Below are 21,269 nucleotides of genomic sequence, written 5' to 3' on the forward strand. Positions count from 1 at the left end.
CGATGACCAGTCCACCCGTGACCCTGCGCAAACCCGCGGCCCCGACCAAGGCCGCCCCCGCCCGCCGCCGGCGCCTCCCACGCACCGCCGCCTGGCTGTTCGCCGGGCCCACGACCGCACTCTTCGTCGCCTTCTTCGCCTACCCGCTCGGCGCCAGCCTCTACCAGAGCTTCACCGCCCGCCGCGACGGCGTCGACGTCTGGGTCGGCCTGGACCAGTACCGGCGGCTGCTGCACGACCCCGCCTTCCTGCACTCCCTGGTGAACACCGGCCTGATCCTCGCCGTCCAGGTGCCCGTGATGATCGGCCTCGCCCTGGTGCTCGCCGTCCTGCTCAACCAGTCCTGGCTGCGCTTCCGCACCGGCTGGCGGGCGGTGTTCTTCCTGCCCGCGATCACCACCCTGGTCGCCTACGCCGTGGTCTTCCAGGTCCTGCTGCGCACCGACGGCGGCCTCGCCAACCAGCTCCTCCAGGCACTGGGCCTCGGCCCGGTCGACTGGCTCAACTCGCCCACCTGGGCCCGGATCTCGCTGATCGGCTCGGTCACCTGGCGGTGGACCGGCTACAACGCGGTGATCCTGCTCGCCGGACTCCACGCCATCGGCCGCGACCAGTACGAGGCCGCCGCCCTCGACGGCGCCGGCCCCGTGCGCACCTACACCGGCGTGATCCTGCCGCAACTGCGCCCGGTGGTGCTGTTCTGCGTCATCACCTCCACCATCGGCACCCTCCAGCTCTTCGACGAGAACTACGTGCTCACCCGCGGCGGCCCCGGCGACGCCACGCTCACCCCGGTGGTCTACCTCTACAAGGTCGGCTTCCAACAGCTCGACTTCGGCTACGCGGCCGCCATCGCCTGGGTGGTGGTGCTGATCATCGCGGCGGTGTCACTGCTCCAGTTCCGGCTCTACGGAAGGGAACGCCGCCGATGACCGGCACCGTGCCGCCCCAACGCGGCCGCACCCCGCTGCCCGCCCGGCTCGGCCGCATCGCCGTGCTCGCCGCCCTCGTCCTCGGCGCCGTGCTCAGCCTGGTGCCCTTCGCCTGGATGCTGATCGCCAGCACCCACAGCAGCTCCGAACTGTTCCACTCCCCACCGCCGTTCCTGCCCGGCGGCAACCTGCTGCGCAACCTGGCGCACCTCCAGGAGACCATCGGCTTCGGCCGGGTGCTGCTCAACAGCCTCGGCATCGCCGTCGTCTACACCGCGCTCAGCTCGCTGCTGTCCGCGATGTGCGGCTACGGACTGGCCAAGTACCGCTTCCGCGGCCGCGGGCTGCTGCTCGCCCTGGTCCTGGCGACCATGATGATCCCCCTGCAGGTACTGCTCGTCCCGCTGTTCCAGATGATGGCCAGCCTCGGCTGGATCGACAGCTACCAGGCCGTGATCGTGCCGTTCCTGGCCAACTCCTTCGGCATCCTGCTGATGCGCCAGGGCTTCCTGGACTTCCCCGACGAACTGCTGGAGTCGGCCCGGATCGACGGCTCCGGCGAACTGCGCACCTTCTACCGGGTCGTCCTGCCCTGCGTGCGGCCCCAGCTGGGCGCGCTGGTGATCTTCACCTTCATGGGCCAGTGGAACAGCTTCATCTGGCCGCTGCTGATGCTCAACACCGAGGACCGGTACACCGTGCCGGTCGCGCTCAACACGCTGACCGGGCTGACCCACGTCGACTACTCCGGCCTGATGCTCGGCTCCTTCCTGGCCACGCTCCCGCTGATGGTGCTCTTCCTGCTCTTTCAGCGGCAGTTCGTGGCCGGCCTGCTGGGCGGAGCCCTGAAAGGATGACGATGGACCGTCTCACCCGGGTGCCCGGCCTGCTGTACGGCGGGGACTGGAACCCCGAGCAGTGGCCCGAGCAGGTGTGGGCCGAGGACGTGAAACTGATGGCCGAGGCCGGGGTCAACCTGGTCACCGTCGGCGTGTTCTCCTGGGCCCGGCTCCAACCCGACGCCCACAGCTGGGACTTCGGCTGGCTGGACCGCCTGCTCGACCTCGTGCACCGGCACGGCATCGCCGTCGACCTGGCCACCGCCACCGCCTCCCCGCCCGCCTGGCTGGTCCGCGCCCGCCCCGAACTGCTGCCGGTCACCGCGGACGGCGTACGGCTGGAGTTCGGTTCGCGCCAGCACTACTGCCCCTCCTCGCCCGCCTACCGGGACGCCGCCGTCCGGCTCACCCGCGCCCTCGCCGAGCGCTACCGCCACCACCCCGCCCTCGCCCTGTGGCACATCCACAACGAGTACGGCGACCACGTCCAGGAGTGCTTCTGCCCCGCCTCGGCCGCCGACTTCCGCCGCTGGCTGCGCGAACGGCACGGTGACATCGAGGAGTTGAACCGCTCCTGGGGCACCGCCTTCTGGTCGCAGCACTACAACTCCTTCGCGCAGATCGAGCCGCCGCGCACCGCGCCCGGCCCGGTCAACCCCACCCAGCTGCTGGACTGGCGCCGGTTCTGCTCGGACGCGCTGCTCGCCCTGCACCGTGCCGAGAAGGCCGTCCTGGACGAGGTCTCGCCCGGCGTCCCGGTCACCACCAACTTCATGTCGATGCTCAAGGCCCTGGACTACTGGGAGTGGAGCCGGCACGAGGACTTCGTCTCCGACGACGCCTACCCCGACCCGGCCGACCCGCGCGCCCACGTCACCGCCGCGATGAACTACGACCTGATGCGCTCCCTCAAGGGCGGCCGCCCCTGGCTGCTGATGGAACAGGCCCCCTCCGCGGTCAGCTGGCGGCCGGTCAACGTGCCCAAGCCCCCCGACCTCCACCGCCTCTGGTCGCTCCAGGCACTGGCCCGCGGCGCCGACGGAGTGCTGCACTTCCAGTGGCGCGCCTCGGTGGCCGGAGCCGAGAAGTTCCACAGCGCGATGCTCCCGCACCGGGGCACCGCCTCGCGCGGCTGGCGGGAGACCCTCCGCCTCGGCGCCGACCTGCGCCGCCTCGGCGAGATCGCCGGCAGCCGGCTGCGCGGGCAGGTGGCCGTCCCGCTCGACTGGGACAGCTGGTGGGCGCTGGAACTGGACGACCACCCCTCCGCCCGGATGCGCTGGCTCGACTTGCTCCGCCCGTGGTACGCGGCGCTGTACGAGCGCGGCGTCACCGTCGACTTCGTCCCGCCCACCGCCGCACTCGACGGCTACCCGCTGGTGCTCGCCCCCAACCTGTACCTGCTCGACACCGCCACCGCGGACCGGCTCACGGCCTACGTGCGGGGCGGCGGCCGACTGGTCTGCGGCCCGTTCAGCGGCATCGCCGACCGGCACGACCACATCCACCCCGGCGGACACCCCGGGCCGCTGCGCGAGCTCCTCGGCATCGTGGTGGACGAGCACTGGCCGATCCCGGACGGCGCGACCACCACCCTCGTCCTCGCCCCGGACGGCACCGGGCTGCGGGCCGAACACTGGAGCGAGTGGATCGAGACCGAGGCCGCCGAGGCCGTCGCCCACTACGACTCCGGCGAGCTGGCCGGCCTCCCGGCCGTCACCCGCAACCGCCTGGGCGCCGGCAGTGCCTGGTACCTGAGCTGCCACCTCGGCGCCGACACCGGCCCGGTGCTCGACCTGGCACTCGCCGAAGCCGGAGTGGGCGCCGAACCGCCCGGCCTGCCCGAGGACGTCGAGGCCACCCGCCGCGACGCCGCCGACGGCACCGGCTACCTCTTCCTGCTCAACCACGCCCGGACCGAACGCCGCGTCCCGCTGCGCACACCCGGCACCGACCTGCTCACCGGCACCGAAGCCGCCGAAGCCGTCACCCTCGCGCCGCTCGGCGCCGCCGTCCTCCGCCTCCCCGCCGCCCAGGAGCGAGCATGAACCCGCTGACCCGCCGCCACTTCCTGGCCGGCTCCGCCGCCCTCGCCGCGGCCGGCACCCTCACCGCCGCCCCGGCCGCCCACGCGGACACCCCCGGCGCGGACGCACGGCCGGACGAGCGCTACGCCGACGTCCTCGACCTGCACGGCACCCCGACCCAGGCCTACCCCGGCGACGCCCGCGGCAACAACCCGATCACCGTCTTCGCCGACCTCGGCGCCTGGCACGCCTACGCCCTGCCCCGCCCGGCCGACCGGCCCGGCGGCTTCACCGGCCCGCTGTACCTCGCCCAGGAATACCCCTGGTGGCTCAGCGACGGCCTGACCCGCCTCCAGCTCACCGAACAGGGCCGCCCCCTGGACCTCACCGCCGGCGCCCCCGCGCGCGGCACCTCGATGCCCGGCCTGCTCCGGCTGACCCACGACCTCGGTGACGGCCTCACCCTCACCCTCGAACTGCGCTTCGCCGGCAACCGCACCGCGCTGCTCCGGGCCCGCCTCGCCAACACCGGCCCGGCCGTACGGAGCCTGGCCGCCGCCTGGACCGGCCGGCTGCTGCGCCCCGCCACCGGCCCGCAGCGCGAGGCGCCGAAACTCGTCGCCGCCGAACGCGGCGTGGAAGTGCGCCTCGCCGAGGTCCGGCAGACCTGGGACTACCTCACCGACGGCACCGAGTGCTTCGCCGTCCGCCACGCGCGGCCCGTGCGGGTCGTGCTGAGCGCCGACGGCGACGGCCACCTCACCGAACTCACCGAGCCGCTACGGCTGGCACCGGGGGAGAGCCGCAGCCTGGACTGGACCGAGAGCTACACCTTCACCGCGGCCGAGTACGCCCGGGCGGCGAAGGAGGCCGACGCCGCGCTGCGCGCCCCGGAGCGGGTCGCCGCGGAGGGCACCGCCCGCTGGCACGGGTACGTCACCCGTGCCACCGAGGGCGTGCCCGCCGCCCGCCGGCGCACCGCCGTCAAGTGCGTGCAGACCCTGGTCACCAACTGGCGCAGCCCGGCCGGGATGATCCGGCACGACGCCGTCACCCCCACGCTCTCCTACAAGTGGTTCAGCGGGGTCTGGGCCTGGGACACCTGGAAGCAGGCCGTCGGCACCGCCGCCTTCGCCCCCGGCCTGGCCGCCGACCAGATCCGGGCGGTCTTCGACCACCAGAAGCCGACCGGCTCGCCGGACGCCGGCATGGTCCCCGACTGCGTCTTCTACAACGACCCCGGCACCGGCGGAGGCAACTGGAACGAGCGCAACTCCAAGCCCCCGCTGGCCGCCTGGGCCGTCTGGGAGGTCTACCGGCGCAGCGGCGACCGCGCCTTCCTGCGGGACATGCTGCCCAGGCTCACCGCCTACCAGGACTGGTGGTACCGCACCCGGGACCACCTCGGCGAGGGCCTGTGCGAGTACGGCGCCACCGTGGACCCGGCCAACGCCACCGCCGAGGACTGCCGGGAGGCGGCGGCCTGGGAGTCCGGCATGGACAACGCCCCGCGCTTCGACGCCGCCGCCGTCGTCCCCAACCGCGACGCGAACGGGACCCTGCTCGGCTGGTCGCTCGACCAGCGCTCGGTCGACCTCAACGCCTACCTGGCCGCCGACCACCGCCACCTGGCGCTGATCACCGCCGAACTGGGCGACCGGCCCGCCGCCGAACGGCTGCGCGCCCGCGCCGACCGGATCGACGCCGCCGTGCGGGACACCATGTACGACCCGGCCGACGGCTGGTTCCACGACACCGACCTGGCCACCGGCGCCCGGCTCACCGCCCGCGGCCGCGGCATCGAGGGCGCGATCCCGCTCTGGTCCGGCACCGCCACCGCCGCCCAGGCCCGCACCGTCCGCCGGCTGCTGCTCGACCCGGCGGAGTTCGGCACCGCCATGCCGTTCCCCACGGTGGCCCGCAGCTCGCCGTCCTTCGACCCGGCCGGCTACTGGCGCGGCCTGGCCTGGCTCGACCAGACCTACTTCGCCGTCGAGGGCCTGCGCCGGTACGGCTGGGAGCAGGACGCCCGCCGCACGGTCGAGCGGCTGCTGGCCACCGCCGGCGGGCTGGCCGGGGACGGCCCGGTGCGGGAGAACTACGACCCGCTGACGGGGGAGGGGCGCAGCTCGACCAACTTCAGCTGGTCGGCGGCGCTGCTGCTGCTCCTGCTGCGCACCTGAGCGACTTTGGCTCCGGGCCGTCCGACCAGGCATGATCGGGGCATGGTCGAACGAGTCATTGCAGCGTGTGACGGAGCAGCCAAGGGCAACCCCGGTCCGGCGGGCTGGGCCTACGTGGTCGCGGACGCCGGCGGGGCGCCCCAGCGCTGGCAGGCCGGCGCGCTCGGGCACAGCACCAACAACGTGGGCGAGCTGACGGCGCTCCGGCAGCTGCTGGCCGCGACGGACCCGGCGGTGCCGCTGGAGGTGCGGCTGGACAGCACCTACACCCGCGACTCGGTGACCAAGTGGCTGAAGGGCTGGAAGCGCAACGGCTGGAAGACGGCGGCCGGCAAGCCGGTCGCCAACCAGGAGCTGATCCAGGCGATCGACGCCCTGCTGGAGGGCCGGGACGTCACCTTCGTGTACGTGCCGGCCCACCAGGTGGACGGCGACCCGCTGAACGCCATCGCCGACAAGGCCGCCAGCGACGCCGCCCGCACCCAGCAGGACGCCTCGGGCACCGCCGCCGACCTGCCGGTCCCCGACCCGGCCGCCGCCACCAAGGCGCCCAGGGCGCGCTCCGCCCGGCCGGCCGGTTCCTCCTCCGCCGCGGCCGGCGGCGGTGCCGCCAAGCGCGGCGGAGGCTCGCGCACCCTGAACGCCCGCTTCCCCGGCACCTGCCCGTGCAGCCGCCCGTACGCCAAGGGTGACAAGATCACCAAGGTCGGCAGCTCCTGGGGGCACCCGGAGTGCGCCGCCGCCCACGCCTGACGGCGGGGACGTTCGGGCCCGGGATCAGGTACGTCCGTACGTGAGACCGGGTGCGCCGAGGCCGCCGGGCCGCCGGGCGGCCGGTGACCGCGCCCCGGGTGCGGTCGGACGCGGACCGGGAACGCGCGACCGGTCGAGAATGCGGGACCGGGTCGGAAACGCGGGACCGGCCGACCGCTGGTGGGCGGTCGGCCGGTCCCGGGTGGAGATCAGGCCTTGGGCGGGGTGGCCTCCTGGGCGATCTCCTTGATGTCCTCGTAGGTCAGGCCCGCCTTGTTGAAGGCACGCGCCTCGGTCGCCGTGATGCCGAGCCCGGCGAGCTCCTTGAGCTGGGCGTCGGTCAGCGGCGGGGCGATCGGGAGGTCGCCGAGGTCCTCGGGGTCGAGGCCCTCCTCGGCGGCCCCGGCGGTCAGGCCGAGCACCGCGTCCTTCAGCTGCTCGTTGGTCACCTTGACCGCGTCGCCCGGCACCTGGACGTTCGGGGCCGCCTGGTTGAAGGCGAGCTTCACCGGGAAGTTGACGCCCGGCTCGACCTTGTCGGCGAGCTGGGCGAGGTCGAAGGTGGCGGAGGAGAAGGCGCCGTTCTTCAGGTAGAGGTCGACGCCGATCCGGCGGTCCGGCACGTCGCTCGGGGCCTTGTCCGGGAACCCGCCCAGCTGCTTGGGGAACTTGGTGGACAGCGGCTTGACGGCCTTGTACATCTCGTCCACCAGCTGTCGGGCCGGGGCGCTGACCCAGAGGTGCTCGGTGCCGTCCTTCTTGCCCTTGTCCTCGTACGTGACGGTGCGGCCGAGCACGTCCTTGATCGAGTTGAGGAGCTGCTTGCCGAGCTCCGGGTCGGCGGTCGGCGCGGTGCTCGGAGCGGCCTTGTCGCCGTCGGACTCCTTCGCCTGGTCGGCGAGCGCCTGGAGGTCGAAGGACACCCACTTGCCGGCCAGCACGTCCCCGAGCGGCTTCATCGAGTCGGGCAGGTCCGTGCGGAGCTCGTCCACCGTGGACGGGTCCTCGCCGGCCAGCTTCATCAGGCCCTTGGCGTCGGCGTGCAGGTACCCCGTGGCGTCGACCTGGCGGTACTCCAGCAGCGCGGTGCCGCTGCGGTCGGCGAGCAGGTAGGAGACGCGCACCGACTTGTCGAGCGTCAGGTCGGTGTTCTTGCCCGCCTGGCCGGCGTTCTTGAAGGCCTCGATCTCCTTGAGCGGCTTGTCGGCGGAGACCGCGACCGAGATCGAGAGGCCGGAGATGGCCTTGGCGGTCTTCTCGTCCATGTCGTTCCTGCCGCCCCGGGCGGAGCCGACGAGCCCGCTGGCGCCCTTGTGCTCGCCGGAGTTGGCGAACGCGGCGACCTGCTCGGGGGTGGCGTCGATGGAGAGGGTGAACCCGGCCGACTTGCCGTCACGGACCTTGTCGAAGGCCTTCGACACCTTCTGCGCGGCGGACAGCTGCTCGACGGTGCCGCAGGCGGTGAGGCCGGTGGCGAGCACGGAGGCGGTGACGGCGACGGGCATCGCCCCACGGGCGGCCTTGCGGATGGCGGTGTTGATGGTGCGACTCCTGTTGATCGGGCCCGCTCGACGAAGCGGACCGGTCCCTCCCCTGCGACGTGCAACGTCACAGCGCCTGCACATGTGATCACATTATCGGCAAGTGGTCATCCGCATTTTTGGCCGGGACTTTAACCACTTCGGCCAAGAGCATGACCAAAAGCCGTAAAACCTCCCCTCGGAAGCCTGCCGCGCGGTCGCCTCCCTCCCGCTGGGCTGCCCCCGGGCGGGCCGGCGAGGACTCCCGTCGGCGGGGGAATTCCCGGATTTCCCGCACACGAGCCGGTCGCCGTTCGTACCATCGGCTCGGTCCGGGCCCCGCTGGAGTGGACGCCGGGCCGTCGGGGCTGCGGGAGGGATCGATGGGGCCTGTGGGCTGGATCGTGGTGGTCGTGCTGGCGGTCGCCACCGGGGTGCTCTGGCTGATGCTGCGCTACCCCGGGGGGTGGCGGTACGCCTTCACCGCGGAGTACGCCGACAACCGGCGTGACCTGGACGCCGCCCGCGGCCGGCTCCGCGCACTGGAGCACGAAGCCAGGCGCGAACGGGACCGGGCCCGTTCCGGGATCACCGCGGCCGAGCAGGCGCACCAGGACCGGGTCGGCCGGGCCCGGGAGCACCTCGACCGGCTCCGCTCCCCGGCCCGCGGCGACCTGCGCTCCTCACTCGGTGACGGCCTGCGGCTGTACGACCGGGCGCTGGAGGTGACGACTCAGGGGCGCACCGCGGAGTACCCGCTGCACGAGGTCTCGCTCCGCGACGAGTACTCGCGCGAGGAGGGCCACGTCTACGTCTCGCTGCCGACCGGCCGTCAGCAGATGGTGACCGTCCCGCTGGAGGAGACACCCCAGGCCGAGGTGCGGAAGTTCGTCGTCGAGGTGTTCAACGCCGTCACCGACGCCAAGGCGGCCGCGGTCGAACGCCTGGCACTCGTGCCCCGGGCCGAGGCCGACGTGCGCGAGGCGGAGGCGGACACGGCCGGTCAGGAGGAAGCCCGTCGGGAGCTCGCCGAACTCCTGGCCCGCCAGGAGTCGGACACACGCATTCCGCAGGCGCGCCGTGAGCTGGACGCGGAACGGGACCGCTGGCAGCGGCTCACCGGCAGCCGACCGCGGTAGCACCGGCGGGCGGGGGGAGCGGGGCGCCCGCCGGCCCGGCGTGGGGCCCGTGCCCGCGCCGGGTCCTCTGCCGACGGCGAAGTCCGGCCCGGCCGGGGTCCGATCCTCACTACAGTCCGTCCCATGACGACGGTCACCACACGCACGGTCGAGTACCCGGCCGACGGAATGACGATGATCGGGCACCTCGCGCTGCCCGCCGGCGCAGGGCGCCGCCCCGGGGTCCTGATCGGGCCCGAAGGGCCGGGCCTGAGCGACGTCCTGCGCCGACGGGCCGACGCCCTCGCCGAACTGGGCTACGTCGCCCTGGCCTTCGACCTCCACGGAGGACACTGGTTCACCGACCCGCAGGAGATGCTGGCGCGCGTCATGCCGCTGCTCGCCGACCCCGACCGGATGCGGGACATCGGCCACGCAGCCCTCGACGTGCTGCGCGCCGAACCGCGGACCGACCCGGGCCGCATCGCCGCCATCGGCTACGGCACCGGGGGCGCCATCGCGGTGGAACTCGGGCGCGCCGGCGTCGACCTGCGGGCGATCGGGACGATCAACGGATTCACCACCGGCAGGCCGGGCGAGGCGGCGCGCATCCGCTGTCCCGTCTGGGCCGGGGTCGGGTCGGAGGACCCGATCATGCCCGCCGAGCGACGGGAGGCCTTCACCGCCGAGATGCAGGCCGCGGGCGTCGACTGGCGCCTCGTGGTCTACGGCGGGGCCGAGCACGCCTTCCACCACCCGACGGTCGATCACGCCGTGCTCCCCGGCGTGGGCCACCACCCGCTGCACGCCCGGCGGGCCTGGCACGACGTCCTCGGCCTGCTCGCCGAGTGCCTGCCCGTGGAGGAGTGAGCCGCGCCGTGACGCTCTGAGTGCCGTGGCCGGCCCGCCCCGCCCGTCCGCGGTTCGGACGGGCGGGGCTCCGGGGCTACACGGTGCCGGCGATCCAGCCGATGGTCTCGGAGGTGTGCGGCCCGTCGGACAGCGCCCGGCCGGAGCCCACGAGTTCGTTCAGGCGGATCTTGAAGCCGGTGGTGGTGACGTCGGCGATCCGCAGGCCCGGGGTGTCGGGGCCGTTGAAGGTCTGGACGAACGGGACGACGATCACCGTCGTGTTGTCGGGGAAGGGCGTGGGGAAGGTGACCTGGGTGAAGGTCGACGTGGCGCCGCCGCTCAGCTCCGAGGCGTTGGCGGAGTTCAACTGCAGCTTGCCGGTCTGGATCAGGCTCATCTTTTCTGCCTTTCGCTCGACTGCCGTCGGCCGTCAGGCCGGGCGCGGTTGACGGGCGCGGGCTCGACGGCGCGGGAACTGCCTCCGTGCGGAGCAGCCGTGGGTGGGATGCCCGCTTGGATCCGTGTTTAGCGCGGATGGTGCCGGTTCGGGGCGTGCGCAACCGACTGCCACGGGTCGACGCGGCCCACCCCTCGCGGGGCCGGGGGCTCGCCCGCGGCGGGCCCCGGCTGGGCCTCGCACGGGGTCGGACCACCGACCGGGCCGGCAGCCTGGCAAAGGGCTCGCAAACGGCAGCTCCCGGGCTCTCGTGCCCGTCGCCATCCTTGTGTGACGGGTTCTCCCGGGGCGGCGGCCCGTGCGGGCGGTGCGTGCCTGCCGTGTGCAGGAGTTGGCGAAAACGTGCCCATGCCGCGGCGGCCGGGTTGACCGTGGGCACGACCCGAGGGTTGGCTCGGCCGGAGCGAAGGGGAGGGGAACCCATGAGGACGACGACGGTACGGGTGGTCTGTGCGCTGGCGGCGGCGCTGCTGGCGGGTACCGGGGCACCGGCGGCGCACGCCCGGACCGCGCCCGCGTCCGCCTCGGCTTCCGCGCCCGCGTTCGTGGCGACCGGCGGCGACCCGGTGCGGGTGAACGTGAGCTCCGACGGCGCGCCCGCCGACGACTGGTCCGAGCCGCTCGGGTTGAGCGCGGACGGCCGCTACGCCCTGTTCACCTCGCTGGCCTCGAACCTGGTGTCCGGCGACACCAACCGCCTCTACGACGTCTTCGTCCGCGACCTGTGGACGCGGCGGACCGAGCGGGTCAGCCTCGCCGACGACGGCGCCCAGCTGAGCGGCTCCAGCAGCCAGGCGGCGATCAGCGCCGACGGCCGGTACGTCGCCTTCAGCAGTGACGCCGTCAACGCCGTTGCCGGGCACGACAGCGGGCGCACCGACGTCTACGTCCGCGACCGCGTCACCGGCCGGACCGAGTTGGTCACCGCCGGCACCGGCACCGGGAACTCCGTCAGCCCCGCGATCAGTGCCGACGGCCGGTACGTCGCCTACTCCTCGGACCGCGCCGACCTCGCCCCCGGGGCGCGGGAGGGCACCGCCAACATCTACCTGACGGACCGCCGGACCGGCACCACCCGCCTGGTCACCGCCGGGCGGGGCGGCGCTCCCGCCGACGGCGGCTCGGTGGAGCCCTCGCTCAGTGCCGACGGCCGGACCGTCGCCTTCCGTTCGAAGGCGGCCAACCTGCCGGTGGCGACCCAGGCCACCCCGCCGACCCCGGCCGCGCCGCTCGTCGCGGCGCTCCCGAAGCCGCCGCCCACCCGGCAGCTGTTCCCGCTCTACGTCTACGACGCCCGCACCGGCCGGATCGAGGGCGCGAGCATCGACCCGAGCGGCGCCCTGCGCGACGCCGCGCGCCAGGGCCGGCTGAGCCCGGACGGGCGGTACGCGCTGTTCCGGGTGTTCCAGCCGGACCAGGGCGGGACCAGGGTCGCGCTCCACGCCCGCGATCTGCGCACGGGTACGGTGACGGAGGTGGCGCCCGCGGGCACCCAGCCGGCCGTCGTCACGGCGGACGACCGCTGGGTCTACTTCGTCTCGGACGCCGCCGGCCTGGTGCCCGAGGACACCGACGCCGCCCCGGACCTCTTCCGCCGGGATCTGCGGACCGGCCGGATCGAGCGGGTCGCCCAGGGTGTCGGCCCGTCCTTCGCTCCGGCCGTGGACGCGCTCGGCGTGACCGCGCTGTACGGCGCCCTGGACGGCACGCGAGCCGACGTCCTGGTGCGCTACCTGCCGCCCCGCTGACCGGCCGCGCCGCCCGGCTCCCGCAGGGTGCGGCGTGCCGCGACCAGGACGAGGAGGCTCCACAGGGCGGCCAGCGCGGCCGTCACGTAGACGCCGGTGCGGCGGAAGTCGAGGTCCTCGTCGAGCGGGACGGGCGGGGCCCAGCCCGCCGGGTCGACCAGCACGTTCTCGGTGTCGCCCACGTCGTACGCGCCCGAGCAGCCGTATCCGCCGACCTTGGCGTGCGGGAGCGGCTGGCCGTCGGCGCGGCGGATGTCGCAGGTCCAGCTGACGGTGCCGCTCCTGTCCTTCGCGCTGTGGGCCGCGGTGACCACCACCGCGGTCTCCACCCCGCGCTGCGCCATGAGCTGGGCGCGGATGCTCGGCGTCGGCAGCGCCAGCAGCAGCACGCCGAACAGGACGGCCGGCCAGATGATCCAGCCGCGGGGCCGGACGAAGCCGAGCCCGATGATGCCCGCCGAGAGCACCACGAACGCCAGGATGCCGCAGGGCAGTTGGTAGTCCGGGTTGCTGCCGAGCGCTGCCAGCCCGACCATCAGCACCGGGGTGAGCAGCCCGGTCAGCCACGCCGTCCGGCGGACCGCCTTGGGCGAGAGCTGTGGCGCCGGGCGCCGGCGGACCCGCTTCGGGCGCGGGACCACCCCCTCGGCGAGCGGCCTCTTCTGCTTCTTCCTGTTCTTCCCGCCGGTCATGCTCTCCCCGTTCGGTGGTGCGGTCCCGTGCTTGCGACAGTGTGACGGCTGCTGCGGACATCCGAACAGCCGAGGGGGAACTCCCGTCCGCCCCGGGTCAGTTCCGTCCGAGGGCGGCCTGCTCCAGGTCGAGGTCGCGCTGCAGCACCCGCAGTGTGGTGTCGCTGATCCGGTGCTCCTCGTAGAGCCGGTGCAGCCGGTCGTTCTGCACCGCGATCACCTCGTGGCGCAGCTGGCGGTAGGCGGCGTCGGCCGTGTTGCCGTCGGGGGCCCCGGGGGTGCGGTCGAGGCGGGCGGTGAGGCCGCGGCGGACCCGGTCGACGGCGGTGTCGGGGACGGCCTCCAGCTCGGCCAGGCCCTCGACGTGGTCGAGTGCGGCGCGGTTGAGCTCGTCCCGGGCCTCGTCCTCCTCGCGGGCGGTGTGCTCGGGCGCCAGCGCGAGGCCGGAGCGGTGGACCACGGCGGCGAGGGTGAGTCCCTGGACGACCAGGGTGAGCACCACGACGGAGGTGGTGAGCACCAGTACGAGCGGCCGCCCGGCGAGCGGTCCGCCGTCGTGGTCGAGCAGCGGGATCGACAGGGCGGCGGCGAGTGGCATCACGCCCCTGGTGCCGGCCCAGGTGACCACCCCGGCGACCCGCCAGGAGAGCCGTCCCCGGCTGGGCTTGACGGTGCGGGTCAGCGGCAGTGTCCAGAGCACCCGGACGGCGATCAGCACCGCGGCCAGCGCGAGCGCCTGGAGCGGCCACCAGCCGGTGCCGGCGGGCAGGTCGCGGACCAGGGCGGGCAGTTCCAGGCCGACGATCGCGAACACGACGCTCTCCAGCAGGAACACCACCACCGCGGACACGGCGTGCAGCTGGAGCCGGATGTGCGCGTCGGTGAGCCGGTGCCCGGAGCGGCCGAGCAGGACCCCGGCGACTACCACCGAGGTGACGCCCGAGGCATGCGCGGACTCCGCCAGGACGTACGCCGCGTACGGGGTGACCAGGGCGATCACCGTCTCCAGCACCGGGTCGGTGGTGCGCCGGCGCAGCAGTCCGACCAGCGTGGCGACGGTGGCGCCGACCAGGCTGCCGCCCCCGCCGAGCAGCAGCAGTTGGCCGACGGCCCCGGGAAGGTCGACGGCGCCGCCGACGGCGACGGCTATCCCGACCGCGACCTTGAACAGCACCAGTGAGGTCGCGTCGTTGAACAGGCTCTCCGCCTGCACCAGCACCTGGACCCGGCCAGGCAGGGCGAGGCGGCGGCCGAGCGCGGTGACGGCCACCGGGTCGGTGCTGGAGAGCACGGCGCCGAGCACGAAGGCCATCGCGGGTGGCAGCCCGGCGACGGTGACGGCGGCGAAGCCGACCGCGGCGGCGGAGGCGAAGACCAGTCCGAACGAGAGCACGGTGACCGGCCGCCACACCGCTCGCAGGTCGCGCAGCGAGAGATCCTCGGCGGAGGAGTGCAGCAGTGGTGGCAGCACCACCAGGCCGATCACCTCCGGCGGCACGTGCAGTGCGGGCACCCCGGGGACGAGGGCGACGACGATTCCGGCCAGGACCAGCAGTGAGGGCGCGGGCACCCGCCATCGCCGGGCGAAGGTGGCCACACCGGTGGCCAGGACGACCAGGACGAGAACGATTCCCACGGCGTGCATCTGCTCAGGACCCATCGCGACAGCGGGGTCGTCGCGGCACGGATCGCCGCGTCGTCCCCCGAGCCGACCAGACTTCCCGGCACACCGCAGGTCATCTTATCGGCGTTTTTGCGCAGCTCGGCAGAGTGCCGGTCCGGAACGGGCGCGGTGACCGCCCGTCAGGCCCGCGCGACGGTGTTACCGACGAGTTCACCGAATGCTCGCCCGATGTCTTGCGGACCGTGTCGACGGCCAAGTTGGATACACAACATCCCTTGACCCGACGGGTCCACGACAACGCCCTCACGGAGGCCCGATGCCCCTGTCGTCCGTTCGCCGCGTCCTCGCCGCCGGCGCCACCGCCACCGTCCTCGCCGTGCTCGGCGCCGTCCCGGCCTCGGCCGAGACCGCCCCCACCACCGCGCCTCCGCTCGACGTGCTGACGTACAACACGTTCCTGATGAGCACCTCGCTCTACCCCAACTGGGGCCAGCAGTACCGGGCGCAGGCCATCGCCTCGGCGGACTTCTTCCAGGGCCACGACGTGGTCGTGCTGGAGGAGGCCTTCGACAACTCGGCCTCCGACGCGCTGACCGCCAAGGCCTCGGCCGCCTACCCGTACCACACGCCGGTCGTCGGCCGCTCCACCAGCGGCTGGGACGCCACCTCCGGCAGCTACAGCTCCACCACCGCCGAGGACGGCGGCGTCACCCTGCTCAGCAAGTGGCCGATCCTGCGCAAGGAGCAGTACGTCTTCAAGGACGCCTGCGGCTCGGACTGGTTCTCCAACAAGGGCTTCGTCTACGCCGTCCTGGACGTCGACGGCCGCCGCACCCACGTGGTCGGCACCCACCTCCAGTCCACCGACTCGGGCTGCGCGAGCGGCCAGGCGGCGGACATCCGGGCCAAGCAGCTCACCGCGATGCGCTCCTTCCTGGACGCCAAGCGGATCCCCGCCGACGAGCCGGTCCTGGTCGCGGGCGACCTGAACATCGACTCCCACGGCCCCGAGTACCAGGCGCTGCTGACCAACGGCAACCTCGCCCCGGCCTCCGCCCGCACCGGCTGGCCGTACTCCTTCGACACCGTCGACAACTCCGTCGCCGCCTACCGCTACCCGGGCGAGCCCAAGGAGGACCTCGACTACGTGCTCTACCGGGCCGACCACGCCCGCCCGCAGCAGTACACCAATCAGGTGGTCCGGGTGCACAGCACGCCCTGGACGGTGAGCAGTTGGGGCAAGAGCTACACCTACACCGACCTCTCCGACCACTACCCGCTCGCCGCGCACTGACGGCCCGGACCCTCCGGGGGTGTGGGATGCGTCACCCATGAGGCCGCGCACGCGGTTCGGCCCCTTACGATCCTGAACGCCGAGTTCGGGCGCCGTCGTACCACGGCGGCGCCCGACCGGCAGTCAGCGATCCGGCCCGAGGAGAAGCGCACGTGACCACCCCCATCGCCGCGCCCGACAGCTACTACCAGCGCACCGGCGAGCACAGCTACAAGCCCACCGTGCAGGCGCAGGGCGCCTGGCATCCCGACGAGCAGCACTTCAGCCCGCTCGGCGGCCTGATCGTGCACGCCATCGACCGCCACCGGGCCGACCACCAGCAGGCCGGCCGCGCCGCCGACGGCCTGGCGCTGGCCCGGATCAGCTACGACATACTCGGCCTGATCGCCCTCGACGAGTTCGAGATCACGGTGGAGACCGTCCGCCCCGGGCGCACCATCGAGCTGGTCGAGGCCACCGTGGTGATCGGCGGGCGCGCCGTGGTGCGGGCCCGTGCCTGGTTCCTCGCCCAACTGGACACCACCGCCGTCGCCGGCACCCACGACGAGTCGCTGCCCGGGCCTGAGGAGTTCGAGCCCTGGGCGATGTCCGGGCTGTGGGGCGGCGGTTACATCGCCTCGATCGACGTCCGCCGCCGGGAGACCGCCCCCGGCCGCGCCGCCGCCTGGATCTCCAGCCCGGTCGAGCTGGTCGCCGGGGAGCCCAGCGGCCCGCACGCCTCCTTCGTCACGCTGGTGGACACCGCCAACGGCATCGCGGTGCGGCAGGACCCCACCGCGTGGATGTTCCCCAACACCGACCTGACGATCCACTTCCACCGCCGCCCCGAGGGCCGCTGGACGGGCCTGGACACGAGCGTCAGCTTCGGCCCGGCCGGGCACGGCGTCACCAGCACCGTGCTGCACGACGTCCACGGCCCGCTGGGCCGCGCCGAGCAGATCCTCACCGTCCGCCCGCTGAGCGGGAGCTGACGCGGCCGGCGGAGCCGACGGACCGGGCGGAGCCCGAGGGGTCGACGGATCGGGCGCCGCCGCCCGGGTGTCGGGCGGCGGCGCCGTCGGGGCGGGCCGTGCTCAGCCCGGCAGCGAGTCCATGAAGGAGCTCACCGAGAAGACCGCCTTGCCCGGGCCCGCCGGGCCGTAGCCGGGCGGGGAGGACAGGCCGAACTCCTCCAGGGTGGCCCGGTAGGTCTGCAGCAGCCGGATGTGGTACTCCAGCGGCGCGCCCTGCGGGTTGGCCTTGCCGAGCGGGGTGGTGGGCTCGGGGCACCAGGTGGTGAAGCGCGGCACCACGCCACGGGACATGAAGAAGCGCAGGCCCTCCTCGGTGGAGGCGATCGCCTCGTCCACCGTGGTGAAGCCGAAGGGCTCGGCCATCTCCACGCCCGCGACGAAGTTGGGGATCACGTTCTCCGGGCCGAACACCTCGGTGGAGTCGAGGATCCGGCGGTGCCACTCGTCCCGGCCGACGTAGCGCTCCTTGCCCGGGCAGTAGAGCTCGAACAGCCGCTTGTCCCACACCTCGAAGTTGGGGTGGTAGATCCGCACGCCGTAGTCGTGGAAGCGCTGGACGTCCTCGCGCGGCAGCGCCTGGGCCACCACCTTGCCGATCCAGCGGCCGGGGAAGCGCTCCTCGATGGCCTTGGCGTACTGCCCGTAGAAGTCGGCCTCGTCCCGGCCACCGACGTGCGAGGTGATCGCCCCGCCGGTGAGGGTGTACGCCTGGGAGGCGCGGGCGGTGTCGTACCGGTCGATCAGCGCCAGTGCCTCCAGCACCTCCTCGACCGGCTTGACCCCGGTGTACGGGCGGCCGGCGGCCTTGTGCTGGCGCCAGTTGTGGTTGATGTCGCAGTACTGGCACTCCTCCTTGGCGCCGAAGTACTGGCACACCCGGAACACCGTGAGGTAGATCAGGTAGCCCCACTGGATGGTCGGGGCGACCTCCATCACCGACTTCCCGTTGGCCAGCGTGTGCCGGTAGTAGTCCGGCATCGGCGGCAGGCCGACATCGGCGATCCGCGTGCCGTCCAGGTAGAGGCCGAGCGTGCCGTCCTCGCCCGCGCCGACCCGGTAGGGCGAGTCCGGGTTCACCCGCACCGACACCACCGTGCGGCGCAGCCCGTACGGCCCGCCGGTCAGCACGATCTCCTCCGGCGGCCGGTTGAGCGCGGCGGCGCCCAGCTCGGGCAGGGTGCGGTGGTCGAAGGAGAAGATGAAGTACGACTTCGGCTTGACCTCACCGCTCCCGTCGGCGCTGCCGCTGAGGGCCGATTCGTCGAAGGCCATGCCGCCGCGCAGCAGGTCCTCCTTGATCACCGCCTCCCGGGGCACGTCGGGATAGCGCTCCATGAGCTGCTCGACGAGTGCGGTGCGGCTGCGGGCCTGGCTCTCCATGCGCTGGTCTTCCTTCCTGGCCCCGTCCTCACGGCGCCCAGCCCATTCTGGTCCTCCTCACGGATGCGGTCGTGCACCGGGCCCGGAGCTGATCGCCCGGGCCGTGGTGCTTGGCCGGATCGCGCCTCCGCCCGCCGGTCGAGGGTCGGGGCCGGACGGCCGGGACACCCAGGGCCTGCGGTGACGGGCTTCGGCTCGCGGCCCCCGGCCTCATCGGTGGGGTCGATCCGGTTCGGCGGCCGCGGGCGGGCGGGCGAGGATGAGATCGCCGGCGCGGGCGAGGACCTCGGCGCGGGTGCGGCCGGGGTGGTCGGCGGCGAGGAAGTGGTTGCCGATGGCCACGCAGAAGGCCAGCAGGCTACGGGCCTCGATCTCGTCCGGGTCGGTGCAGACGGTGCCGATCGCCTCGCGCAGCAGGGCCATGCGGGTGTTGTCCACGCGGCGCAGGCGCTCGGCGACGGTCCGGTCCCGGCGGGCCCAGTCGCGGACGGCCAGATCGATGGGGCGCAGGCGCTCGGAGAAGGTGAGCTGCCCGGCCAGGCGCGCCTTGTCCCGGGTGTCCCCGTCCTCGTGCGCGATCCGGTCGAGGACCTCGTCGGTGGCCTCGCGCTCCCAGGTGTCCAGCATCTCCGTCAGCAGCGCGTCGCGGTCGGCGAAGTAGCCGTAGAACCCGCCCTTGGTCACGCCGAGGGACTTGGCCAGGGCCTCGACGCGGACGGCGTCCACGCCGCCCGAGGCCAGCGTCCGCAGGCCTTCCTCGACCCACTTCTCACGGGGTGTGCGCAACGCGCCCATGGGGTGACCCACCTCACGATCCAGCCCGTTGTACGGTGCCGTACATCGGATCTAACCTGCCGTTATACGGAATCGTACAATTCCTGGAGGGCACCGTCATGTCGGTCGGTTTCATCGCGTACCACTACCCCGCGCCCGAGCACGTCGAGGAGTTCGTCGGCCGCTGCCACCGGGTCCGCGCGGTGCTGCTCCCGCAGCCGGGATTCCTGCGCGCCGAGGTCTGGGTCACCCCCGAGGGCGACGCCGTCGTCACCACCGGCGAGTTCGACTCCCAGCAGGCGTTCGAGGGGGCGTTCGCCGCCGTGGTCCGCGACGCGGCCGACGAGGTGGTGTTCGACGAGCGCGAGGTCAGGCCCCGACTGGTCCACACCCTGCTGTCGCGGTGACGGAGGCCGGGAGGGCGTCGTCGCCGGAGCGGATCCGCTGCAGCAGCGGGACGGCCGAGGCGAGCAGGTCCTGGTTGCGGCCGAGGACGTCACGCCTGGTCAGCCGGTGCAGGGCGGCGGCCGCCACGCCGAAGTCCTCCAGCGGGACGCCGGCGCTCGCCCCGGCCCGGGTGGCGCGGCGCAGGGCGACGCGGAACCCGGCCCCGCGCGGCAGGGCGGGCAGCAGCTCGGGCAGCCAGACGCTCAGCAGCTCGTACGTCCACACGTTGGCACCGCCGGCGCCGGTGGTCGCGGCGGTCCCGAGCACCGGCACGGGCCCGCCGTCCGTCGCGGCGTCCGTCCCGGCCCTCGCTCCGTTGTCCGCGAATCCGGCGGCGAAGACGTCGGCGGCCGAGTACGTCAGGGCGTCGACGATCAGGACCTTCGGCCCCGCGTAGTGCGGCAGCCCGTCGGTGAGCGCCTCGGGATCGCTGAGCGGGAACGCCTGGGAGTACGGCTCGCCGGTCTCCACGGCGTCGCGGATCGAGTCCGTCCACCGCCGGAAGGCCGGGGCGGCGCGGACCAGGGCGAGCGCGGCCCGGGTGGTCGGCAGCGAGAACCGGACCGGGGCGACGGCGTCGGCGCTCAGCACCCGCAGGGCGGCCTCGGCGGCCAGGATGTTGCCGCCCGGGTTGCCGCGGACGTCCACGATCAGCCCCTGGTCCGGAGCCTTCGCCGCGATCGCCGCCACCTGCTCGGCGAACCGCCGCGCGCTCGCGACGTTGAAGGAGAAGATGCGCAGGTACCCGTACGGCCGCGCGCGGGCCCCGGAGTACGCGAGGACGTCCCGCGGCGCCCGCGCCGCCGACGTCCGGGCCGACCCGGGTGCGAACAGCGCGCGCTTGGCCCGGCGGGTGGCCTCGTTGCCGACGTCGATGCCGAGGTGTGCCCCGAGGGTCGGCACCGGGTCCTGCTCCCGCCCCCGGTAGCGCTCCGCGGCGCGCACGCGCCACGGCACCCGGGTCTCGCGCAGCCGGCCCTCCGGCGTGCGGTAGGTCAGCAGCACCCAGCGCTCGTCGGGCGGCGGAGCGGTGCGCAGCGGGCGCAGCGTCAGCGACTCCAGCCCGCGGGCCAGGCGCGCGTCGGGGCTGCAGCCCACCTGCGCGGCCGTACTCCGCTCGACGGCGCGCTCGACCGGGACGCCGTTCCACAGCTCCAGCGCCACGCCGGCGTCGAAGTCGGCGTGCCGGAGCGAGTCGTCGATCCGGGAGACCAGGTAGTGCGGTGTCCCGTCCGCGTCCTGGTAGCGCTCGACCAGGAAGCCGAGCACGGCGACCTTGCCCCGGTACGGCGCGGGGAGCTGGTAGACGGTGTGCAGGTCGCGCAGGTCCCGGAAGACGGCGGCGAGTTCGGCGTGGAACTGCAGCTCGCCGAGCGCGGGAACGCGCCGCTCCAGCAGGCGCAGGCGCTGCACCGGGTCGGTGGCGTACCGCGCGCGCTTGAGCGGGAGGTGGACGTAGAGCTCCTCGACGAGGATGCGGGCGGCGGCCACCAGCCGGTAGCGGTCGGCGAGCGGCAGCGGGTCGGCGGCGACCCGGGCCATGAACTCGTCGAGCCCGATCGAGTCCGGCAGCGTCCGGGCCGGTGCCGTGACCCGGGGGCTCATGTCCGTTCCCG

At 73.7% G+C, this 21,269-nt stretch carries 18 protein-coding genes; 11 read left to right on the forward strand and 7 right to left on the reverse strand.

Translation table 11 applies throughout. The features are described from left to right. Positions 1-2: 2 nt before the first annotated feature. From ABZ449_RS03980 to ABZ449_RS04000, 5 genes are read left to right on the forward strand one after another with little or no spacing between them, the layout of a single operon-like run. A complete protein-coding gene (locus ABZ449_RS03980; protein WP_360339718.1) occupies positions 3-932 on the forward strand; it encodes a sugar ABC transporter permease in 930 nt (309 codons plus the stop codon). After that, positions 929-1,789, forward strand: a complete 861-nt coding sequence (locus ABZ449_RS03985) for a carbohydrate ABC transporter permease (RefSeq protein WP_360339721.1) — start codon at positions 929-931, stop codon at positions 1,787-1,789. The genes ABZ449_RS03980 and ABZ449_RS03985 overlap by 4 nt, the downstream gene beginning before the upstream one ends. Then, positions 1,786-3,819, forward strand: a complete 2,034-nt coding sequence (locus ABZ449_RS03990) for a beta-galactosidase (protein WP_360339724.1) — start codon at positions 1,786-1,788, stop codon at positions 3,817-3,819. The genes ABZ449_RS03985 and ABZ449_RS03990 overlap by 4 nt, the downstream gene beginning before the upstream one ends. Beyond that, positions 3,816-5,981: a trehalase family glycosidase gene (locus tag ABZ449_RS03995; protein ID WP_360339727.1), complete on the forward strand. Its 2,166-nt coding sequence runs from the start codon at positions 3,816-3,818 to the stop codon at positions 5,979-5,981. Before ABZ449_RS03990 ends, ABZ449_RS03995 begins: the two co-directional genes overlap by 4 nt. 42 nt (positions 5,982-6,023) lie before the next feature. Further along, on the forward strand, positions 6,024-6,734 hold the full coding sequence (locus tag ABZ449_RS04000; RefSeq protein ID WP_360339730.1) for a ribonuclease H: 711 nt from the start codon (positions 6,024-6,026) through the stop codon (positions 6,732-6,734). A gap of 209 nt (positions 6,735-6,943) precedes the next feature. On the opposite strand, the gene ABZ449_RS04005 is transcribed toward ABZ449_RS04000, so the two are convergent. Further along, a complete protein-coding gene (locus tag ABZ449_RS04005) occupies positions 6,944-8,239 on the reverse strand; it encodes a hypothetical protein (RefSeq protein ID WP_360339733.1) in 1,296 nt (431 codons plus the stop codon). Positions 8,240-8,637: 398 nt separating this feature from the next. Here ABZ449_RS04005 and ABZ449_RS04010 point away from each other — a divergent pair, with 398 nt between their 5' ends. Both ABZ449_RS04010 and ABZ449_RS04015 read left to right on the forward strand, forming a co-directional pair. Further along, complete coding sequence (locus ABZ449_RS04010) at positions 8,638-9,393, forward strand: hypothetical protein (protein ID WP_360339736.1); 756 nt, start codon at positions 8,638-8,640, stop codon at positions 9,391-9,393. A gap of 123 nt (positions 9,394-9,516) precedes the next feature. Further along, positions 9,517-10,242 carry a dienelactone hydrolase family protein gene (locus ABZ449_RS04015; RefSeq protein WP_360339739.1) on the forward strand — a complete coding sequence of 242 codons (726 nt, stop codon included), beginning with the start codon at positions 9,517-9,519 and terminating at the stop codon, positions 10,240-10,242. Positions 10,243-10,318: 76 nt separating this feature from the next. On the opposite strand, the gene ABZ449_RS04020 is transcribed toward ABZ449_RS04015, so the two are convergent. Beyond that, a complete protein-coding gene (locus ABZ449_RS04020) occupies positions 10,319-10,621 on the reverse strand; it encodes a hypothetical protein (protein ID WP_360339741.1) in 303 nt (100 codons plus the stop codon). Positions 10,622-11,103: 482 nt separating this feature from the next. On the opposite strand from ABZ449_RS04020, the gene ABZ449_RS04025 reads away from it, so the two are divergent. Beyond that, positions 11,104-12,429 carry a hypothetical protein gene (locus tag ABZ449_RS04025; RefSeq protein ID WP_360339744.1) on the forward strand — a complete coding sequence of 442 codons (1,326 nt, stop codon included), beginning with the start codon at positions 11,104-11,106 and terminating at the stop codon, positions 12,427-12,429. Here the strand turns inward: ABZ449_RS04025 and ABZ449_RS04030 are convergent. Together ABZ449_RS04030 and ABZ449_RS04035 are read right to left on the reverse strand one after the other, a co-directional pair. After that, positions 12,411-13,121 (reverse strand): hypothetical protein, encoded by a 711-nt coding sequence (locus tag ABZ449_RS04030; RefSeq protein ID WP_360339747.1) that lies wholly within the window; start codon positions 13,119-13,121, stop codon positions 12,411-12,413. The genes ABZ449_RS04025 and ABZ449_RS04030 overlap by 19 nt on opposite strands. A gap of 97 nt (positions 13,122-13,218) precedes the next feature. Continuing rightward, positions 13,219-14,766, reverse strand: a complete 1,548-nt coding sequence (locus ABZ449_RS04035) for a Na+/H+ antiporter (RefSeq protein ID WP_360339750.1) — start codon at positions 14,764-14,766, stop codon at positions 13,219-13,221. 295 nt (positions 14,767-15,061) lie between these two features. Here ABZ449_RS04035 and sph point away from each other — a divergent pair, with 295 nt between their 5' ends. Together sph and ABZ449_RS04045 are read left to right on the forward strand one after the other, a co-directional pair. Further along, a complete protein-coding gene (gene sph, locus ABZ449_RS04040; protein ID WP_360339753.1) occupies positions 15,062-16,039 on the forward strand; it encodes a sphingomyelin phosphodiesterase in 978 nt (325 codons plus the stop codon). Positions 16,040-16,191: 152 nt separating this feature from the next. Beyond that, the gene (locus ABZ449_RS04045) at positions 16,192-17,010 is read left to right on the forward strand and encodes a thioesterase family protein (RefSeq protein ID WP_360339756.1); all 819 of its coding nucleotides are present in this window, start codon (positions 16,192-16,194) and stop codon (positions 17,008-17,010) included. Positions 17,011-17,112: 102 nt separating this feature from the next. Here ABZ449_RS04045 and ABZ449_RS04050 read toward each other — a convergent pair whose 3' ends face one another. Then, complete coding sequence (locus ABZ449_RS04050) at positions 17,113-18,432, reverse strand: radical SAM protein (protein ID WP_360339759.1); 1,320 nt, start codon at positions 18,430-18,432, stop codon at positions 17,113-17,115. Between the two features lie 210 nt (positions 18,433-18,642). Next, positions 18,643-19,227 (reverse strand): helix-turn-helix domain-containing protein, encoded by a 585-nt coding sequence (locus ABZ449_RS04055; RefSeq protein ID WP_360339762.1) that lies wholly within the window; start codon positions 19,225-19,227, stop codon positions 18,643-18,645. A 98-nt stretch (positions 19,228-19,325) separates the two neighbouring features. Here ABZ449_RS04055 and ABZ449_RS04060 point away from each other — a divergent pair, with 98 nt between their 5' ends. Beyond that, entirely contained in the window at positions 19,326-19,613 is a 288-nt protein-coding gene (locus ABZ449_RS04060; protein ID WP_360339765.1) for an antibiotic biosynthesis monooxygenase, read from the forward strand. Here ABZ449_RS04060 and ABZ449_RS04065 read toward each other — a convergent pair. Further along, complete coding sequence (locus tag ABZ449_RS04065; protein ID WP_360339768.1) at positions 19,576-21,258, reverse strand: S41 family peptidase; 1,683 nt, start codon at positions 21,256-21,258, stop codon at positions 19,576-19,578. The two genes, ABZ449_RS04060 and ABZ449_RS04065, sit on opposite strands and share 38 nt — an antisense overlap. Positions 21,259-21,269: the final 11 nt, after the last annotated feature.

The organism is Kitasatospora sp. NPDC005856, from assembly GCF_040629945.1.
In the GTDB taxonomy this organism is placed as follows: domain Bacteria; phylum Actinomycetota; class Actinomycetes; order Streptomycetales; family Streptomycetaceae; genus Kitasatospora.

Coding starts and splice junctions, on each gene's coding strand:
- ABZ449_RS03980 (WP_360339718.1), top strand. CDS start 3: ATGACCAGTCCACCCGTGACCCTGCGCAAACCCGCGGCCCCGACCAAG.
- ABZ449_RS04060 (WP_360339765.1), top strand. CDS start 19,326: ATGTCGGTCGGTTTCATCGCGTACCACTACCCCGCGCCCGAGCACGTC.
- ABZ449_RS03990 (WP_360339724.1), top strand. CDS start 1,786: ATGACGATGGACCGTCTCACCCGGGTGCCCGGCCTGCTGTACGGCGGG.
- ABZ449_RS04050 (WP_360339759.1), bottom strand. CDS start 18,432: ATGGAGAGCCAGGCCCGCAGCCGCACCGCACTCGTCGAGCAGCTCATG.
- ABZ449_RS04005 (WP_360339733.1), bottom strand. CDS start 8,239: ATGCCCGTCGCCGTCACCGCCTCCGTGCTCGCCACCGGCCTCACCGCC.
- sph (WP_360339753.1), top strand. CDS start 15,062: ATGCCCCTGTCGTCCGTTCGCCGCGTCCTCGCCGCCGGCGCCACCGCC.
- ABZ449_RS04025 (WP_360339744.1), top strand. CDS start 11,104: ATGAGGACGACGACGGTACGGGTGGTCTGTGCGCTGGCGGCGGCGCTG.
- ABZ449_RS04000 (WP_360339730.1), top strand. CDS start 6,024: ATGGTCGAACGAGTCATTGCAGCGTGTGACGGAGCAGCCAAGGGCAAC.
- ABZ449_RS04065 (WP_360339768.1), bottom strand. CDS start 21,258: ATGAGCCCCCGGGTCACGGCACCGGCCCGGACGCTGCCGGACTCGATC.
- ABZ449_RS03985 (WP_360339721.1), top strand. CDS start 929: ATGACCGGCACCGTGCCGCCCCAACGCGGCCGCACCCCGCTGCCCGCC.
- ABZ449_RS04015 (WP_360339739.1), top strand. CDS start 9,517: ATGACGACGGTCACCACACGCACGGTCGAGTACCCGGCCGACGGAATG.
- ABZ449_RS04020 (WP_360339741.1), bottom strand. CDS start 10,621: ATGAGCCTGATCCAGACCGGCAAGCTGCAGTTGAACTCCGCCAACGCC.
- ABZ449_RS03995 (WP_360339727.1), top strand. CDS start 3,816: ATGAACCCGCTGACCCGCCGCCACTTCCTGGCCGGCTCCGCCGCCCTC.
- ABZ449_RS04030 (WP_360339747.1), bottom strand. CDS start 13,121: ATGACCGGCGGGAAGAACAGGAAGAAGCAGAAGAGGCCGCTCGCCGAG.
- ABZ449_RS04010 (WP_360339736.1), top strand. CDS start 8,638: ATGGGGCCTGTGGGCTGGATCGTGGTGGTCGTGCTGGCGGTCGCCACC.
- ABZ449_RS04035 (WP_360339750.1), bottom strand. CDS start 14,766: ATGCACGCCGTGGGAATCGTTCTCGTCCTGGTCGTCCTGGCCACCGGT.
- ABZ449_RS04055 (WP_360339762.1), bottom strand. CDS start 19,227: ATGGGCGCGTTGCGCACACCCCGTGAGAAGTGGGTCGAGGAAGGCCTG.